The organism is Serratia sp. CY84636 (assembly GCF_052166245.1).
GTDB classification, from domain to species: Bacteria; Pseudomonadota; Gammaproteobacteria; order Enterobacterales; family Enterobacteriaceae; genus Serratia; species Serratia nevei.
On sequence record NZ_JBJNOX010000001.1, the window covers coordinates 731,220 to 749,558 of the forward strand.

Genomic DNA, 18,339 nt, shown 5'->3' on the forward strand with positions numbered 1-18,339 from the left:
CCTGGGGTGTGCGCACTGCCGGTGACCATTGGCTCAAAGACGAGTAATACCCTACACAGAACCGGAGACTGACAATGAATAAGAAGGTTTTCACCCTGGCCGCCATGGCCGCAGCCATGATGTTTGGCGCCGCAGCCCATGCTGACACCCGTATTGGCGTCACGATTTACAAGTACGACGACAACTTCATGTCGGTGGTGCGCAAGGCTATTGAGAAAGACGCTAAAGCCTCCCCGGACGTTACCCTGCTGATGAATGACTCGCAGAACGACCAGTCCAAGCAGAACGATCAGATCGACGTGCTGCTGGCCAAGGGCGTGAAAGCGCTGGCGATCAACCTGGTCGACCCGGCCGCGGCGCCGGTGGTTATCGATAAGGCGCGCGCAAACGATATCCCGGTGGTGTTCTATAACAAAGAACCTTCCCGCAAGGCGTTGGACAGCTACGACAAGGCGTATTACGTCGGCACCGATTCCAAAGAGTCCGGCGTGATCCAGGGCGAGCTGATCGCCAAACACTGGAAAGCCAACCCGGCCTGGGATCTGAACAAAGACGGCCAGATCCAGTACGTGCTGCTGAAGGGCGAGCCGGGCCACCCGGATGCCGAAGCGCGCACCACCTACGTGGTGAAAACGCTGAATGAAAAGGGTATCAAGACCCAGCAGTTGCAGATGGATACCGCGATGTGGGATACCGCGCAGGCGAAAGACAAGATGGACGCCTGGCTCTCCGGCCCGAACGCCAACAAGATCGAAGTGGTGATCGCCAACAACGACGCCATGGCAATGGGCGCGGTGGAAGCGCTGAAAGCGCACAACAAGACCAGTATCCCGGTGTTTGGCGTCGATGCCTTGCCTGAAGCGCTGGCGCTGGTGAAATCCGGCGCGATGGCGGGCACGGTGCTGAACGACGCCGACAACCAGGCGAAAGCCACCTTCGAGCTGGCGAAGAACCTGGCGGCGGGCAAACCGGCCACCGAAGGCACCCAATATAAAATCGAAAATAAAGTCGTGCGTATTCCTTACGTCGGCGTAGATAAAGACAACCTGTCTCAGTTTGTTAAATAAGAATTGAGATCCCGCTAAGACCCCGCCGGCGGCGCCAACACCAGGAATACCGCCGGCGGGGATGTTTACGACTGCAAGATCGTTAAGCCAGGTGTATTTATGGCCGATAGCTCACGCGAATTTCTGCTGGAAATGACGGATATCTGTAAGTCATTTCCCGGCGTCAAAGCCTTGGACAATGTCAATTTACGCGTCCGCCCGCACTCGATTCACGCCCTGATGGGGGAGAACGGCGCGGGGAAATCGACGCTGCTGAAATGCCTGTTCGGCATTTACAAAAAAGACAGCGGCAGCATTGTGTTTCAGGGCCGGGAGATCGATTTCAAGAGTTCGAAAGAAGCGCTGGAGCACGGCGTTTCCATGGTGCACCAGGAGCTGAACCTGGTGCTGCAGCGCACCGTGATGGACAACATGTGGCTGGGGCGCTACCCGACCAAAGGCCTGTTCGTCGATCAGGAAAAAATGCTCAAAGACACCCAGGCGATCTTCGACGAACTGGATATCGACATCAACCCGCGCGAAAAGGTGGGCAACCTGTCGGTGTCGCAGATGCAGATGATCGAGATCGCCAAGGCGTTCTCCTACGACGCCAAAATCGTCATCATGGATGAACCGACCTCTTCGCTGACGGAAAAAGAGGTCAATCACCTGTTCACCATCATCCGCAAGCTGAAAGAGCGCGGCTGCGGCATCGTCTATATCTCGCACAAGATGGAAGAGATCTTTCAGCTTTGCGATGAGATAACGGTGCTGCGCGACGGCCAGTGGATCGCTACCCAGCCGCTGGAAGGGCTGGATATGGACAAGATCATCGCTATGATGGTCGGCCGTTCGCTCAGCCAGCGCTTCCCCGACAGGCAGAACACGCCGGGTGAGGTGATCCTTGAGGTGAAGAACCTGACGTCGCTGCGCCAGCCCTCGATTCGCGATGTGTCCTTCGATCTGCATCAGGGCGAGATCCTCGGCATCGCCGGGCTGGTGGGCGCCAAGCGCACCGATATCGTCGAGACGCTGTTCGGCATTCGCGAAAAGGTGGCGGGCACCATCAAGCTGCACGGCAAGGCGATCGACAACCACAGCGCCAACGAAGCGATCAACCACGGTTTTGCGCTGGTGACCGAAGAACGCCGTTCCACCGGGATTTATGCTTACCTCGACGTGGGCTTCAACTCGCTGATCTCCAATATCCGCAACTATAAAAACAAGCTTGGCCTGCTGGATAACGCGCGGATGAAGAGCGACACCCAGTGGGTGATCGACGCCATGCGGGTGAAAACGCCGGGGCATCACACCCATATCGGCTCGCTGTCCGGCGGCAATCAGCAGAAGGTGATCATCGGCCGCTGGCTGCTGACGCAGCCGGAGATCCTGATGCTGGATGAACCGACGCGCGGCATCGACGTTGGCGCCAAGTTCGAGATTTATCAGCTGATGACCGAACTGGCGAAGAAGGGCAAGGGGATCATTATCGTCTCGTCCGAAATGCCGGAGCTTTTGGGGATCACCGACCGTATTTTGGTGATGAGCAATGGTCAGGTTGCGGGCATCGTTAATACCAAACAGACCTCGCAAAATGAAATCTTACGTCTCGCCTCCCTGCACCTTTAAGGATCGGAATTATGAACGCGCTAAATAAAAAAACCTTATTTACCTATTTCAAGGAAGGCGGCATTTACGTGGTGTTGCTGGTGCTGTTGGCCATCATCATCATTCAGGATCCGACTTTCCTCAGCCTGATGAACCTGAGTAACATCCTGACGCAGTCTTCGGTGCGCATCATCATCGCGCTGGGCGTGGCGGGGCTGATCGTGACCCAGGGCACCGACCTGTCCGCCGGGCGGCAGGTGGGGCTGGCGGCGGTGGTGGCGGCCACGCTGCTGCAGTCGATGGATAACGTCAACAAGGTGTTCCCGCACATGGAAACCTGGTCGATTCCCCTGGTCATCCTGCTGGTGTGTGCGGTCGGCGCGGTGATTGGCCTGGTTAACGGCCTGATTATCGCCTATCTCAACGTGACGCCGTTCATCACTACGCTGGGCACCATGATCATCGTCTACGGCATCAACTCGCTGTATTACGATTCGGTCGGCGCTTCGCCGGTCGCGGGCTTCGATCCGAAGTTTTCCACCTTTGCCCAGGGGTTCTTGCGCTTCGGTGACTTTAAGCTGTCGTACATTACCTTTTATGCGCTGATCGCCATCATATTCGTCTGGATCCTGTGGACCAAGACCCGCTTCGGCAAGAACATCTTCGCCATCGGCGGCAACCCGGAAGCGGCCAAGGTGTCCGGGGTCAACGTGCCGTTGAACCTGATCATGATCTATGCGCTGTCCGGCGTGTTCTACGCCTTCGGCGGCCTGCTGGAAGCGGGTCGCATCGGCAGCGCCACCAATAACCTCGGCTTTATGTATGAGCTGGACGCCATCGCCGCCTGCGTGGTGGGGGGCGTCTCCTTCGCCGGCGGGGTGGGTACGGTGTGGGGCGTGGTGACCGGGGTGATCATCTTTACCGTCATCAACTACGGCCTGACTTATATCGGTATCAACCCGTACTGGCAGTACATCATCAAGGGCAGCATCATCATCTTCGCCGTGGCGCTGGACTCGTTGAAATACGCCAAGAAGAAGTAGATTTGCCACCTCGCAGACCACAAGGCCGGCCTATTGCCAGCCTTTCTTTTGGGCGTTTGCCGCGTCAGGGCTGTTTGGCTTTCTGCTTCTCTTCTTTCAGCTTGTGCTCCAGTTCCACCAACTGTTCCGGTGAAACTGCGGGATAGCCCTGGGCGTCTTCCGGCACGGTGTGCATGGCGGAGATCGGGATCAGCGGGCCAAGGAAGCGCGGTTCGCGCTTGAGGATGTACAGATCGGTCAGCGCGCCCAGGCGAGCGAAGATCTCGCGGGCGCGGACCGTCATCATGTCTTTCGGCGACGGCACCGCGTAGCACTGCGCCTGAATGCCCATGTGCAGGGCGATGAACAGCGCGCGCTCGCAGTGGAAACGCTGGGTGATGATGATGAAATCGTTGGTGTCGAACACCTTGCGGGTGCGCACGATGGAGTCCAGGGTACGGAAACCGGCGTAGTCCAGCACGATATCGCTCGGCGCCACGCCGGCGGCGATCAGATCGCGACGCATGGTCATCGGCTCGTTATAGCTTTGCTGGGCGTTGTCGCCGCTCAGCAGCAGGTATTTCACCTTGCCGCTGTTATAGGCGTTGATCGCCCCCTGAATGCGGTAACGGTAGTACTGATTGATCACCCCGGTACGGTAATACTTGGCGGTGCCGAGCACCACGCCGACCTGGCGGTGTGGCAATTCCTGCAGTTCGTCGTAGACGTAAGGCGCGGTTTTCCAGCTGATCCAGCGATCCAGCGCAATAGCCGAACCCATCAACACCGCAATGATGATGAACAGGCTGATGATCAGGCGTTTCCACATGTTGTTGCCTTACGCGCGCCGGGCTGAAAAAGATGGATCAAGGCTACTTTACCTGACCGAACGACGCAAGACGCGAACCGCCTGAAGCACGCGCAACGCCGCATTTTTAGGCGGTTTTGTCGCACAAAAAAGCCCGGCGGAGCCGGGCTGGGTCAATTTAGCGCGCCAGTTAGAACGAGGTGCGCTTGTAGCTGCGGTACTGTGGCCGCCAGAAGTTGTGCTCGATGGCTTTCGACAGCGCGTCTTCGGAGGTGACGATCGCCACGCCCTGCAGCTGCGCCGCTTTACCCACTTCCATGGCGATGCACTTCGACACGCCCTGAATATCGTCGATATTCGGCAGCAGTGCGCCGTGGCCGTCGGTGGCCAGCGGCGAACAGTCCGCCAGCGCGCGGCTGGCGGCCATCAGCATGGCGTCGGTGACGCGGGTGGCGCCGGAGGCCAGCACGCCGAGGCCAATCCCCGGGAAGATATAGGAGTTGTTGCACTGGGCGATCGGGTACAGCTGCTCTTTATAGCTCACCGGCGCGAACGGGCTACCGGTCGCCACCAGGGCGGCGCCGTCGGTCCAGTTGATGATGTCTTCCGGACGGGCTTCCACGCGCGAGGTCGGGTTGGACAGCGGCATCACGATAGGGCGTTCGCAGTGCTTGTGCATTTCGCGGATCAGCTCTTCGGTAAACAGCCCCGGCTGGCCGGACACCCCGATCAGAATGGTCGGCTTGGCGTTGCGCACCACGTCCAGCAGCGAGATGGCGTCGCTGGCGGTTTCCCAACCGGCCAGGTTGTCGCTCTTCTGTACCAGTTTGCTCTGGAAATCGAGCAGGTTCGGCAGTTTGTCGGTCAGCAGGCCGAAGCGGTCGACCATGAATACGCGGGCGCGCGCTTCGTCTTCGCTCAAGCCTTCGGACTTCATCTGCGCGATGATTTGCTCGGCGATGCCGCAGCCGGCGGAACCGGCGCCGAGGAAGGTGACGGTCTGATCGCGCAGCTGGCTGCCGGCGGCGCGGCTGGCGGCGATCAGGCTACCGAGGGTGACCGCGGCGGTGCCCTGGATGTCATCGTTGAAGCAGCAGATCTCGTCGCGATAGCGGTTCAACAGCGGGGTGGCGTTGTTCTGCGCGAAGTCTTCGAACTGCAGCAGCACGTTCGGCCAGCGGCGTTTGACCGCCTGAATAAACTCTTCGACGAAGGCGTGGTACTCCTCGCCGGAGATGCGCGGATGGCGCCAGCCCATGTACAGCGGATCGTTGAGGCGCTGCGGGTTGTTGGTGCCGACGTCCAGCACCACCGGCAGCGTGTAGGCCGGGCTGATGCCGCCGCAGGCGGTGTACAGCGACAGCTTGCCGATGGGGATGCCCATGCCGCCGATGCCCTGGTCGCCCAGGCCGAGGATACGCTCGCCGTCGGTGACCACGATCACCTTGACGTTCTGCTTGGTGGCGTTTTGCAGCATGTCATCGATGCGATCGCGGTTCGGGTAGGAGATGAACAGCCCGCGCGCGCGGCGATAGATATCGGAGAAGTGTTCGCAGGCCTCGCCGACGGTCGGGGTGTAGATGATCGGCATCATCTCGCTCAGGTGCGAGTCCAGCAGGCGGTAGAACAGGGTTTCGTTGGTGTCCTGGATGTTGCGCAGGTAGATGTGCTTGTCGTTGTCGTTCTTGAAATCCTGGTACTGACGGTAGGCGCGTTCCACCTGTTCTTCGATGGTTTCCACCGCTTCCGGCAGCAGGCCGTGCAGGTTGAAGTGGCTACGTTCTTCCTCGGTGAAAGCGCTGCCTTTGTTCAGCAGCGGAAATTCCAGCAGAATCGGGCCGGCGTAGGGGATGTAGAGCGGGCGTTTGCTTTCGTATTCTAGTTCCATCAGTTTTACTCTTCACGTATCAGATAACTTTATTGCCGACGATCCTAAGAGATAAAGAGAAGATGTACAGCATTTGTTGCCAGATGATGAACCAGGTTGGCGTAATTATCGACAATCAAATGATTTTTTAACTAAAGAAAGTCTCTCTGGCGGCGTTGGGGCATTGTATTTGGCGGGCGGGGCTGTTAGCGGCGGAACCGGATGGCTCCGCCGTGGTGCGCTTAGAACGCGGCGCGGCTGACGTTTTGGCAGCCCAGTGCCGCCAGCGTGGCGCGGGTGGCGTCCCACTGGCTGAGGATTGCCTCTTGCGGTTCGACCAGCACGGCGCGGCGGATGTTCAGGCAATCGCCGCCGGAGAGGTTCAGCAGGATCAGCGCGGCCTGCAGCGGCGGCAGGCTCGGGTTGAAGGCGGCGTTTTCTGCATAGCGGCCGGCGTAGAGGTTACCGTCCTGTGTTTCCAGCGCCACGCCGCTGTGGGCGTTGCTGTACGGTGCGTGGCTCTGATTGGCCGCAGCCAGCGCCGCCTGCGTCAGCGCATCGTCCAGCGCCAACCGATGGCCGTGATCGACCTTGTCCATCAGCAGCGAAGCGATATCCAGATCTTTCGGGCCGAAGGCGTCCGGCAGATAGTCCGCCAGCGTGGCCGGCGCGCGGCCCGGCAGACGGATCTGCAGCTCGCCGCCGCTGTTCAGTTCATTCATAAACTGACGGCAGTGGCCGCACGGCGTGTAGTTGACGGTGACCGAGGCCAGCGCAGGCTCGCCGCGCAGCCAGGCATGGGTAACCGCACATTGTTCTGCATGCACGGTTTGCTGCAGCGGTGCGCCGCTGAATTCCATATTGGCGCCGAAATAGAGGTTGCCACTTTGCCCGCGCGCGATGGCGCCGACGTGGAAGTGCGATATCGGGGTTAACGAGCAGGCCGCCGCCAGCGGCAGCAGCGCGAATGCCAGCGCGTCATCGTCCAACCCGCAGCCTGTGCGGATCGCCGCCGCTTGCTCGGCCGTGAACATCGCCGGAAAGTCAGGCGCGTCCAGATAGGGCCGCAGGGCGGATTGCAGTGTCGCGGGCAGTGCGCTGAACGCGGTGTGAAAACGCGGATGCATAGAAAGTCTCTCTACAGGTTAACGGGATAACATTCTAGGCAGGCCAGAGACATTAAAGTGTGATTAATGTCTCTTAATTGATGAAATTAATGCAATGAGATACATAAATGCGAGATGTATCGCAAGTTTCACCCTGTTCAACCGAACAGGTGCAGCAGCACAGGGAACAGGAACGGCGCCAGCAGCGAGGTGATGATGCCGCAGATCACCAGCGCCAGCGAGCCGAAAGCGCCTTCCTGGTAGTCCATCTCCGCGCAGCGTGCGGTGCCCAGCGCGTGGGATGCGGTACCCATCGCCAGACCGCGCGCCGAGTGGGTGGTGATTTTCAACAGGTTGAACAGTGTATGGCCGAACACGGCGCCAAGGATACCGACGAAAATGACGCAGACCGCGCTGATCGCCGGAATGCCGCCGAGCGAGTCCGCGACGGCCATCGCGATCGGCGTAGTGACCGATTTCGGCAGGATAGAGGCGGCGATTTCCGGCGTGGCACCCAGCCACAGGGCGATGGCGCCACCGCTGATCATGGCGGTCAGGCTGCCGATGAAGCACACCGCGATAATCGACTTCCAGCGCGCGCGGATCTGGTGCAGCTGTTCATACAGCGGGAAGGCCAGCGCGACGACCGCCGGCTGCAGCAGATCGTTGAGGATTTTGCTGCCCTGAAAGTAGCGCTCATAGGGGATGCCGGTGAGCAGCAGCAGCGGGATGATCACCGCCATGGAAACCAGCAGCGGGTTGAGCAGCGGCATGTTCAGCTTGCGCGCCAGCCAGCGCGCGGCGAAATAGACCGCCAGCGTCAGCGGCAGCGACCACCAGATTTCATGGATCATGGGTTGCCCTCCGTGTCATCGGGCTTACCGGCGATGCGGCGCTCGCGGTGAAAATAGTGTGAGGTATAGCCGACCACCACCAGCACCATCAGCGTGCTGATGAGGCAAGAGATAACCAGCGGGCCCAGATGCGCGACGATCTGGTCGTAGTATTTCATCACCCCGACGCCGATCGGCACGAACAGCAGCACCATGTAGCGGATCAGCAAATGGCAGCCGGGTTTGACCCATTTGGCCGGCAGGATCTGGGTAGAGAGCAGGGCGAACAGCAGCAGCATGCCGAGGATGCTGCCGGGAATGGCGAACGGCAGCAGCGCCGCCAGCGCATTGCCGACGAACAGACAAAGGTAGATGAGGAGCAGGGCTCTCAGGTATTTCCAGCACAGTGTGAGCACGTTGGCCATTGTCTTTTCCCGTTTAACTGATGCATTCATCATACAATTAAGTTGGGCAGTGTGCTATAGATCACAAAAAATCATGACAGGGAGGAATGCAGCAAGGAGGGGGGTAAGAGGAGAGTAAACCAGCAACCCTCTGCATGCATTGTTCATAAGCAGAGTGTTGCTGGTTTGTAACAATATAAAGATAAAGGCGATCTCAAGAGGGTTGGTGTTCCACACCTGCAGAATTAAGCGCGCGTTGCTCGTCTAAAGACTTCCTATGAAGCACAAATGGAATGGCGACGAACAGTATCAGCAGAATGTTGTTCGGGAAGTTTCCGAGTCCAAGGTTATAGAACAGTTCGATAGTGAGCGTAAAGAACACAAAATATCTGGCGCCGAAAATGTCAAAATGCTTGATCTTGTACAACTTGAATTGCAAGTAGACCATCAGAGCAAGATAAGTAAAGAAGCCAACAAACCCATAGTTGCTGACCATATAGATATAGGCGCTATCAATAGGTATTGCTTGTATTCCATAGAGTGACTTATCGAGACCGAAGGTACCATTCAGACCCAAGCCTGCACCGAAAAGAATTTTTCCCGTTGAGTCCAGGTCTGATAGGATCTTTAAATGTTCCCAGACGCGCAGGTAAATTGAGTTGTACGCCGCATTTTCGTTATATTTTCTAACTATTTCATAGACATCATAGCTATGCGTTGAGTAACAGAACATTGAGAATATGACGAGCCCCATGCAGAACACGATAATGCCCGACGTTCTTCTGAATAGAAACTCAATCACTTTAGTCAGCAAATACACCAATGCAGCCAAAATGGCTGTCTTATATGTTGTGCAGATGATGGCAACCATAAATAATGGCGAGAAGAACAATGGCCAGCGTTTACCTGCGAATAGCTTCCGTGCTTCGAATGACACAACCAGGCAGAAAAACATGAGCACACCGGACATGGTGAAAGCAAGCTGGAACCCGATGGCCCGGATATTGCCTTCGGTCGAGTTTAATCGAACGCCGCTGTCACTTCCCCATTCCCCGGCGCTTAAGCCAAGTAGCCCCATGAAGGAATCTGGGAAAAGTTGCTGAAGGATAATCGCAACGGCATTGAGCCCGCCCAAGAAAAACATCATCTTGGCAACGCTTATGCAGAGGGCTTCGAGATCCTGCAGCGATTGTTTAGATAAAATGATCAATACTGCGATTAAAAAAAGCATTGGCAGTACATCAAACTTCAACTGATAAAAAATAATAAAATTTTTACTGTTGAAATTTGTCGCGATAGTGAGAATCGCAAAGATGAGAATAGCTAAAAGTATTATTGTCGGTATGATTGATTTTGCACTGATTCGGCCACCTGAGTAGCAAATGGCAACAACCAACATTAAGGCCATGAAGGCTTCTTTCCAAAGCTTCAATATGGCCATATTCAATACTACGGATGCCAGACTCACGACACCCGAAAAGAAAGAGATAAATAAAAAAAGCAGTAAAAATCTATTTGGAAGATACGTTCGCATTATTTTCATTGCAAAGCTCTGCGCATGAATATCTAATATTCTGTTTCAATTCAGTGAAAATTACTGAGTAGACTGCCGGTTAGTATCATTTTGCACTGTGTGATTTATTTGGTATTTCTTTCCATATCTTATGGATCTTTTTTCAATGCTATCGTATGACAGCTTCGATACGAATAGAATGACGGCAAGAGAACAAAAAACAAGGATGTTGTTAATCGTAGCATTGCCTAGGTTTATATATCTTATTGGATTTCCGTACGGATTAGCTTGAGAGTAGCTTAGTTCAACGCCCAATAGTTTTGATAGTATCATCGCGCCACTGACCATCAGGAAAATTATTGCTGCATGGGTCATATAAATGGAAAATGAATGTTTACCCAAGTTTTGGAAGAACGTCGATTTTAACAATGACGAGAAGATACCGAATTCACCAGAGAAAATAATAATAGCTAAGCCATACAGTATACTGACGGTAACACCCTTGTTTTCGATAGGTAAAGTCATACAGAAGAAACAGGCAAGGATAATGGCCATTTCCAGTAGAGACGCCACATACTTGTTGATATTTATATTGGCTATTCTTGAGTGAATAAAGTAAATGAGCGAGCCAAAAAAGAAACAAGAGATACCGCGGAATGCATCATCTTTAAGCAATAGATTATGACTCAGCAAAGAGTAAAAACCCCATACTGACAGCAGTGCGAATAGCGCGATTGCGATACTTTTCCTGTCATTGCTGAAGAAGAGGACGCCACCAAAAACAAGATAAAGGTAATACTCTACACTGATGCTCCATGAAGGGTAGTTAAAGGAGAGACTCTCGGCGGAAGGAATCCAGGATTGCAGCAGCAACAGATTAGGAATGAATTCCGTTGGTGCACTCAGTTCCGTAAATGCCGGCTTATTAAAGTAAAATCCATAATTTTGAGCAGCGAGTTTCCCAAACTCGAAAAGCAGGAATACGAGCAGCATAATAATATGCAGTGGGAAAAGTCTAAAACTGCGGCTGATGACGAAATTAGCCAGAGTGATTTTGTTGAAGTCTCGGCTAAAATAACTGTGAGTTAATACAAAACCGCTAAGGATAAAGAAGAATTCAACCATATAGGTGGAATTTCTAAAGATAGCCCATTCAGTAATGCTGCCAGTGACATTCAGATGATGTAAAGCCACACAAAGCGCACATATTCCCCTAAAACTATCCAAAACAGTATATCTTTTCATCAACACTCCGAAGTGAAAGGGGGCTCTATTAATAATTATTTTTTTGCTCTGTGCGGGATAAATACAAATTGCACCCGGAATATAAAATTCGCGGGTGCATAATAGACTATTAGCTATTGTTTTTGTAACTGTAGTTATAGTATCCATAGCCGCCGTAGTAGCTACTGGCGCGCTTTTCAATGGCGTTGAGAATGACGCCGCGAGTATCGATCCCATTCTGTTGGAAACGGTTGATACTGACTTCAATTTCTTTAGCGGTGTTGACGCCGAAGCGCGCTACCATCAGAACAGTACCCGCCATGCGCCCGATAATCGAAGAGTCAGTCACAGCAAGCACCGGAGGCGTATCGATCAGCACGATATCATAATGTTCACTAGCCCATTTTAATAACGCACTGCAGCGATCATTCATCAACAACTCAGATGGGTTCGGCGGGATCTGGCCACGTGGAATAAAGTCCATATTATCAACGCTGGTTTTTCGCACGGCTTGCTCAGCGGTAGTCTGCCCGGACAGGATATCAGAGAGACCATTATTCCAATTGACGTTAAGCAGGGCGTGTGAGTAGCCTTTACGCATGTCGGCGTCGATGACCAGTATACGTTGTCCTGATTGGGCAATAACGGCTGCCAGGTTTATGCTGACAAATGTTTTACCAATATTAGGACTTGCCCCGGAAATCATTAAGATATTGTTTTTTGATTCGAGCATGGCGAAGTGAAGGCTGGTTCGCAGGCTGCGAATCGCTTCAATGGCCAGGTCGGCAGGGTTGCCTATTGCCAGCAGTGAATCTGAACGCGTGTTTTTCTTTTTGCCGCCCCGCAGTAACGTTTCACGGTCTGACTTTTGTTGCCACTCAGACAGAGGAATACTGGCATACACATTGATCCCGCGCTCTTCCAGTTCTTCTGAGTTTTCTACGCCGCGATGCAGCATATTTTTCAAGAGAACGAGTGCTGAAGAGACAATAAAACCGACGATCGTCACCAACAAGACAATCAGCGTTTTCTTCGGCGCAACAGGGCGTAATTGGGTCACAGCCGAGTCGACAATGCGGACATTACCTACGGTGCTCGCTTTGGTGATGCCGAGTTCCTGCTGTTTGTTCAGCAACTGCATGTAAATTTCTTGCCCAGCCTGAACATCACGGGTTAATTTCAGAATCTCTTGCTGCGTTTTAGGCATGCCTGAAACGCGTTTGTTCAGTTTCTCTTTCTCGTTTTGCAGTGTCTTGCGTTTTTCCAATAGTGCGCGATAGGCAGGGTGTTCCTTCGTGTAGAGCTTGGAAATCTCCGCTTCTTTGAAAGTCAATTCATTCAGCTGGGATTCAACGGAAACAATGGTATCGAGAACCGACTTGGCTTCCAAAGACAAATCTACAGAGTCATTGGCTTGGCGGAACTGATTGAGCTTACTTTCCGCCGCATCGAGTGAACTGCGAACATCGGGAAGCTGTTTTTCAAGGAACTGCAGGCTCTTACCCGCTTCTTCAGATTTACGCTCGACGTTTTGCAGCAGGTAATTCCTGGTGATGCTGTCGAGAATTTTTCGTACCGAAGACGCATTTTCCCCTGTAAAGCTCAAGGCCAAGACGCCGGTATCCTTGCCTTTATCTTCAACAACCAGTGATTTCAGCAGAGCGTTGATAGCGGAAAGCTGTGGTACGCGCGTTAGCGTGAATACGGTGCCAGGTTTACCGAGATAGGAGCTGACCAGCAGCGTGACGCCGTGGGCTTGCGCAAACTGCCCGATCTGGCCTTTGAGAACCTCGGTGCCATCGAAATCCAGCACATACTCTTTGTCGTTGACAACGGTGAGTTCCAGAGGTTTATCCAGCATATATTCTGGCACAGTGAAACGAGACAAGGCGATCTGTGCCGGCTCTTCATTGGTCAGACGAGCCCAGCCTCGGCCAAAGACCGGAAAGTATTTTTGCTCTATCACCGTTTCCAGATCGAGATCGTCAACCGTTTTGCCTGTTACCAGTCGAGATTTGATCAACTCGATTTCAGTGCTGGACATCGGCTGGCTGTTAGGAAGCATTTCAGACAAGTTGTTCAGAATTGAATTGCCAGCATTCTGTTCCACCTGGACCAATGCATCTGCCTGATATACGGGCGTTGAAAATAGTACATAAATGATACTGGCTACAGAAAATAATGCCGTGATTGCAATAATAAGCCAGCGATTATCTATCAATGTACCGAACAAACGACCGAGGTCGATCTCTTCACTTCTATTGTCTGTGCTTCGGCTACGAATATTGTCTGTCATTGTCATCTCTGGTTATTTATTTAAAACAGTTGCCCATTTCTTTGCCGATTCGTCCAGTTGGCGATAGACGAAATCAAACGCCTCGGCGCTTTTCCCATAGGGATCGGGGATGTCCTTTTGCGCAAGCCAGTGAGCAAAAAGCATGGTTTTTCCCCTGACTTCAGGCGCCAATCGGCAGACGCCGTCGATGTGTTTCCTCTCCATGACCAAGATAAGGGAATATTCGCGGCAGAGTTCTTTAGTCAGTTGGGTACCTGAATGGTGCTCCAGCGATAGGCCGTTTTGTTCGGCAACAGCCATAGCTGAAGGGTCTGCTGGATGGCCGACCATGGCCCCCAGACCCGCAGAGGCGATTTTTTTATGGGGCAGAAGACGTTTTAACATCCGTTCGCCAGTCGGCGAACGGCAAATATTCCCCACACATACGACGAGAATCGAATCAAACATAGCTACCTCTACGGCCAGTTACGAATACGCAACGAACCTTCGCTCAGATTGTTGAAGCTTTCTATGGTTGGGTAGAGCTGGCCAATCAGACGGTTCCATCTTGCGATAGGCGCTGCTGTCACATAGACCACGTCATAAGGCTGTAGACGGAACTCGGCGCCCATCACAAAGGCGGTTGCATCCGACAAGTTCAGCTGATAGATATCCGCCAGCTTTTTCCCTTGCGTTCCGCGAAGAGGGCGGATAACAAAGATGCCGGTAGCGTCAGCGATATTTTGCTCCAGGCCGTTGCCGTTGCCTAAGGCTTCGGTCAGGGTCATACCGCTGCGATCCATCTTCAGGGTCGATTGATTTTTCACTTCACCCATCACGAAGACTTTCAGATCGTCGTTACGCGGGATGTAGAGAATATCACCCGGATACAGCAGCCGGTTTTGCATCAAATCGCCATTCTGCATGAGCTGTTGCAGAGAGATACGTTCTTCTTTGCCATTGTGGGTGAGAATAACGTTACGCCAGTCGGCATTCTCGGTCAGGCCTTCTGCGTTATTGATCGCGTCGAGAATCGTTAGCGGCACGTTAGTGATAGGCTGCTGGCCTGATTTAGCGACTTCGCCGGTCACGTAGGCTTTTTGCGAACGGAAGGCAGCGATGCTGACATCCACTTGCGGGCTCTCGATATATTGCGCCAGGCGGTTAGCTATTTCAGTGCGGATTTGCGTCACGGTTTTGCCGACAACCCTGACCTTGCCGATATAAGGATAGAATATCGTGCCGTCTGAATGCACCCAGTTCCCGGTATCGCTGGCACTGCGGTACTGGCCTGCAGGCGTTGTCAGCTCTGGGTGATCCCAAACTGTTACGTTGAGGACATCGCCAACACCAATTTTATATTCGTAACTGCGTAGAGCGTTATCGAGAGAGGAGTTAGGTTGAGCGACGACGGGAATCGGCCGCATTTTCTCGATTAGCTTGGGCGTCAGTGGGTAAACATTGACCAGGTCATCGATTTTGTAATCAGCATCATCTTGTTTTACAACATTTTTTCCTGAGGTGGAAAGATGTGTACCCGGAATAACGGTACAGCCGCTGAGCACACTAAGCGAAACGAGTATGGAAATTAATTTAAGTTGTCGGTTAGCCATCTAGTTATCATCACTTTCAATGTAAATATCATTACAAATAATCTGGTAGGACTTCCGGTTTTACAGAGAAATGCGTTCCCAGCCGAAGTAAAACAGAAAAGGATTATTTGTTCTATTTAGTAGCATTCAGTTCTCTATACAGCGTCAGGTTTGACGTCAACTGCGTACTGTGGTGCCGTCTGATCGCTTCTGGTATGAATTTTACACTAATCACCCAGCGGCAGAAGGCCATTGTTTCAGCCAATGGCTGAACTCTTCTCCCTGGTTGGGGTGACGCATAGCATAAGTTAAAAAGGCCTGCATATAGCCGATTTTCTCACCGCAGTTGTAAGACTCACCTTTTAAACAGAGGGCTTCGACAGGATACTTATCAAGCAGATTGGCAATTGCATCCGTCAGTTGTATCCGCCCCCAGGCGCCAGGTTCCGTTTTCTCTAGAATAGGCCAGATGTCGGAAGAGAGCACGTATCGACCGACAGCGGCATAATTGGCCTGTGAGATAGCTTCTTTTTCCGGTTTCTCGATCAGGGACAAGATGGCGGCACCTTCACCGGGCTTCAGGCATTGCTTATCGCATTCTACAGCAGAATAATTATGCAACATTTCGGCATCGCCTTGCTTAATCAATACCTGGCTGACCCCAGTGTCATTAAATCTGGTTATCATTTTTGCCAGGTTATCCTGGCGTGGATCGGCCAAAACGTCATCGATAATCACATCTGGCAATAACACTACAAACGGCGAATTGCCGACAATCGGTTTAGCGCAGAGCACCGCATGTCCCAGCCCCTTGGGCTGACCTTGGCGAACATGCATCAACTTGACGCCTTTCGGGCAGATAGATTGAACCTCATCCAATAGCTGGCGTTTTACTCGTGATTCGAGCATCGCCTCCAGCTCGAACGACGTATCAAAATGATTCTCTATCGCATTCTTTGATGAGTGGGTAACGAGGATAATTTCTTCGATACCTGCCTGGGCGCATTCATTAACAATGAACTGAATGACAGGTTTATCGACAATGGGCAGCATTTCTTTAGGGATGGCTTTGGTCGCCGGTAACATTCGCATTCCCAGCCCTGCCACCGGGATAATCGCCTTCAACTTGCTCATCTCCACTCCTGTCTTTAATGAATCCGGTTCGAGCCCGCCATGTTTGAGCCGGTTTATCAAACATGATTTTTAAAAGCTTACAGTGCAGGTTATCTCTGGGCTATTGCGCAGAGGCGCTGACCAGAAAGCTACTCGTTGACTAAATATATAGGTGAGACCGGGCATAGTATGGATGATATCACTACAGTTCCCCTCCGCAGAGCAGCCCCGGCACCGTTTGAATCGATCCATAATGAGGCTGCTGACGAGCAGAGAAACGGCTTAAGCACGCTACCGCCCTTGGTTTGCAGCTACCAAAACGCTGTGTGCTTCATATTGTGTTGCCAGCAATGGGCTTAATTGCGGCATTTTAGGGCAAAATAACGATTAACACTTTGATTTTAACTTGCTTTGCTATAGAAGGGTATATTCCGATTTTGCCGTGGCAGATTTTCATATGAATAGGGCCATGTTACAAGCATGAGCAGCTTGCCGCTGCCTTTTTAGGATTAAGACTACCATCGTTCCAACATGGCTTATCACATTCTTTTCCCGTCATTGAGCTTTTTCAGTCCAACGTAGTAGAAGAGGGGGCTAGCGTTTTGCATACCCCGTGCAATCATCCGGCGATGTTCGATAACCGCAAAAGAAAAAATACAGGCTGAGCAGTGCGGCGACGATCAGCATCACGAACATCAACGGCGGCGCAGCATAGCTGAGCAGCAACCCGCACAGCACCGGGTTGATGGCGCCGCCCAGCGCGCTGAGATTTTGTACCCCATAGTAGCTGCCTTTCAGGTGCGGCGGCGCGATAAAGTCGATGAACATGTATTCCACCGGGATAACGATGATTTCGCCGAGGGTAAACACCGCCATCGCCGCCAGCCACAGCCAGACCGCCTGGCCGGCCACCATAAAACCGAGCAGCCCGACGATGAAAAACAGCGTGCCCAGCGCCAGCCAGCGCAGCATGTTTTCCTGACGCATGCCGCGGCTGAGCAGGTATTGCAGGGCGATGACGATGCTGGCGTTGACGATCATCACCAGCCCGATGATTTTGTAGGCGAACTCGGCGCTGGAGACGGTGATCAGGTATTGCGACAGATAGCCGGTGAACTGACCGAACACGACGGCGCCCAGGGTACTGCCGAGAGTGAAGTAGATCAGCCGCCGATCGCTGCGCAGGATAGTCACCGTCTGGCGGAAGTTGGGGAGCGCCGCGGGGGCGGCGGCTGGCGTTGCGCGCTGTTCCCGACCGCGCAAGCGCAGGCTTAGCGTCGCCACCGTCGCCAGCGCCAACCCGCCCGACAGGTAAAACGGCAGCAGCGGGCTAAGCCCGGCCACCAGAACGCCGAGCGCAGAACCGATCGCCCAGCCGACGTTGACCAGCGTGTAGTTGATTGAAAAAGCCTTGATGCGCTGCTCGACCGGCAGCCAGTCGGCGAAGCAGGCCTTAATGGTGATGCTCAGCACAGAATAACAGGTATGCAGGATCGCCAGCACCACGATCACGCCGCCGGGGCGCGGGATCCAGGGAAGGGCGAAGAAGCTCAGCGCAAACAATAAAATCGACAGCAGGATCAGGCGGTTCTTGCTGAATTTGTCCACCAGATAGCCGCCGTACAGGCTGGCAAGGATGCCGAGGGTCAGGCTGACGCCCAGGATCACGCCCACGCTCTTCGGCAGCAGATGGAAATGCTCGGTGAGATAGATGGTAATGAACGGCAGCGTCACGCCGCGGCCGATGGTCAACACCAGCGAACTGGCCAGCAGCATGTTAATCAGCGAGGGGAATCCCTTCATTCGAAGCCTGTGTATGCATACAGTTATTGGGCAATGCAGATAACATAGCGTATTTTGGCGAGGACGGAAGGGGAAAGCCTAAAATTAGTTTAAAAACAGAGGCTGCGTCGGCAGCCTCGTCAAAA

Annotated in this window: 15 protein-coding genes; 3 read left to right on the forward strand and 12 right to left on the reverse strand. The window is 53.3% G+C overall.

What is annotated here, in order from left to right; genetic code table 11:
- The first annotated feature begins 74 nt into the window (after positions 1 to 74).
- From mglB to mglC, 3 genes are all read left to right on the forward strand, one after another.
- Complete coding sequence (gene mglB, locus ACJ8QI_RS03730) at positions 75 to 1,067, forward strand: galactose/glucose ABC transporter substrate-binding protein MglB (RefSeq protein ID WP_038880978.1); 993 nt, start codon at positions 75 to 77, stop codon at positions 1,065 to 1,067.
- Positions 1,068 to 1,166: 99 nt separating this feature from the next.
- Positions 1,167 to 2,675, forward strand: coding sequence for a galactose/methyl galactoside ABC transporter ATP-binding protein MglA (mglA, locus tag ACJ8QI_RS03735; protein ID WP_033637724.1), 1,509 nt, complete (start codon positions 1,167 to 1,169; stop codon positions 2,673 to 2,675).
- Between the two features lie 11 nt (positions 2,676 to 2,686).
- Entirely contained in the window at positions 2,687 to 3,697 is a 1,011-nt protein-coding gene (gene mglC / locus ACJ8QI_RS03740; RefSeq protein ID WP_004938953.1) for a galactose/methyl galactoside ABC transporter permease MglC, read from the forward strand.
- 64 nt (positions 3,698 to 3,761) lie between these two features.
- On the opposite strand, the gene sanA is transcribed toward mglC, so the two are convergent.
- The 12 genes from sanA to ACJ8QI_RS03800 all read right to left on the reverse strand — a co-directional run bounded on the left by sanA (position 3,762) and on the right by ACJ8QI_RS03800 (position 18,214).
- Positions 3,762 to 4,505, reverse strand: a complete 744-nt coding sequence (gene sanA / locus ACJ8QI_RS03745; protein WP_004938948.1) for an outer membrane permeability protein SanA — start codon at positions 4,503 to 4,505, stop codon at positions 3,762 to 3,764.
- A 169-nt stretch (positions 4,506 to 4,674) separates the two neighbouring features.
- The gene (locus ACJ8QI_RS03750; RefSeq protein WP_004938945.1) at positions 4,675 to 6,372 is read right to left on the reverse strand and encodes an NAD-dependent malic enzyme; all 1,698 of its coding nucleotides are present in this window, start codon (positions 6,370 to 6,372) and stop codon (positions 4,675 to 4,677) included.
- A 221-nt stretch (positions 6,373 to 6,593) separates the two neighbouring features.
- Positions 6,594 to 7,478 carry a cytidine deaminase gene (cdd, locus tag ACJ8QI_RS03755; protein WP_060421403.1) on the reverse strand — a complete coding sequence of 295 codons (885 nt, stop codon included), beginning with the start codon at positions 7,476 to 7,478 and terminating at the stop codon, positions 6,594 to 6,596.
- A 137-nt stretch (positions 7,479 to 7,615) separates the two neighbouring features.
- The gene (locus tag ACJ8QI_RS03760) at positions 7,616 to 8,311 is read right to left on the reverse strand and encodes a CidB/LrgB family autolysis modulator (RefSeq protein ID WP_019454415.1); all 696 of its coding nucleotides are present in this window, start codon (positions 8,309 to 8,311) and stop codon (positions 7,616 to 7,618) included.
- A complete protein-coding gene (locus tag ACJ8QI_RS03765; RefSeq protein WP_038880991.1) occupies positions 8,308 to 8,715 on the reverse strand; it encodes a CidA/LrgA family protein in 408 nt (135 codons plus the stop codon). The genes ACJ8QI_RS03760 and ACJ8QI_RS03765 overlap by 4 nt, the downstream gene beginning before the upstream one ends.
- A gap of 193 nt (positions 8,716 to 8,908) precedes the next feature.
- The gene (locus tag ACJ8QI_RS03770) at positions 8,909 to 10,228 is read right to left on the reverse strand and encodes a hypothetical protein (protein WP_102984991.1); all 1,320 of its coding nucleotides are present in this window, start codon (positions 10,226 to 10,228) and stop codon (positions 8,909 to 8,911) included.
- Between the two features lie 60 nt (positions 10,229 to 10,288).
- Entirely contained in the window at positions 10,289 to 11,452 is a 1,164-nt protein-coding gene (locus ACJ8QI_RS03775) for an acyltransferase family protein (protein ID WP_159317836.1), read from the reverse strand.
- Positions 11,453 to 11,561: 109 nt separating this feature from the next.
- Positions 11,562 to 13,727, reverse strand: a complete 2,166-nt coding sequence (gene wzc, locus ACJ8QI_RS03780) for a tyrosine-protein kinase Wzc (protein WP_149558777.1) — start codon at positions 13,725 to 13,727, stop codon at positions 11,562 to 11,564.
- 12 nt (positions 13,728 to 13,739) lie between these two features.
- On the reverse strand, positions 13,740 to 14,174 hold the full coding sequence (locus tag ACJ8QI_RS03785; RefSeq protein ID WP_102984989.1) for an arsenate reductase/protein-tyrosine-phosphatase family protein: 435 nt from the start codon (positions 14,172 to 14,174) through the stop codon (positions 13,740 to 13,742).
- An 8-nt stretch (positions 14,175 to 14,182) separates the two neighbouring features.
- Positions 14,183 to 15,319, reverse strand: a complete 1,137-nt coding sequence (locus ACJ8QI_RS03790; RefSeq protein WP_102984988.1) for a polysaccharide export protein — start codon at positions 15,317 to 15,319, stop codon at positions 14,183 to 14,185.
- Between the two features lie 210 nt (positions 15,320 to 15,529).
- The gene (locus ACJ8QI_RS03795; RefSeq protein ID WP_102984987.1) at positions 15,530 to 16,432 is read right to left on the reverse strand and encodes a UTP--glucose-1-phosphate uridylyltransferase; all 903 of its coding nucleotides are present in this window, start codon (positions 16,430 to 16,432) and stop codon (positions 15,530 to 15,532) included.
- 573 nt (positions 16,433 to 17,005) lie between these two features.
- Complete coding sequence (locus tag ACJ8QI_RS03800) at positions 17,006 to 18,214, reverse strand: MFS transporter (protein WP_442532092.1); 1,209 nt, start codon at positions 18,212 to 18,214, stop codon at positions 17,006 to 17,008.
- Between the last annotated feature and the right edge of the window lie 125 nt (positions 18,215 to 18,339).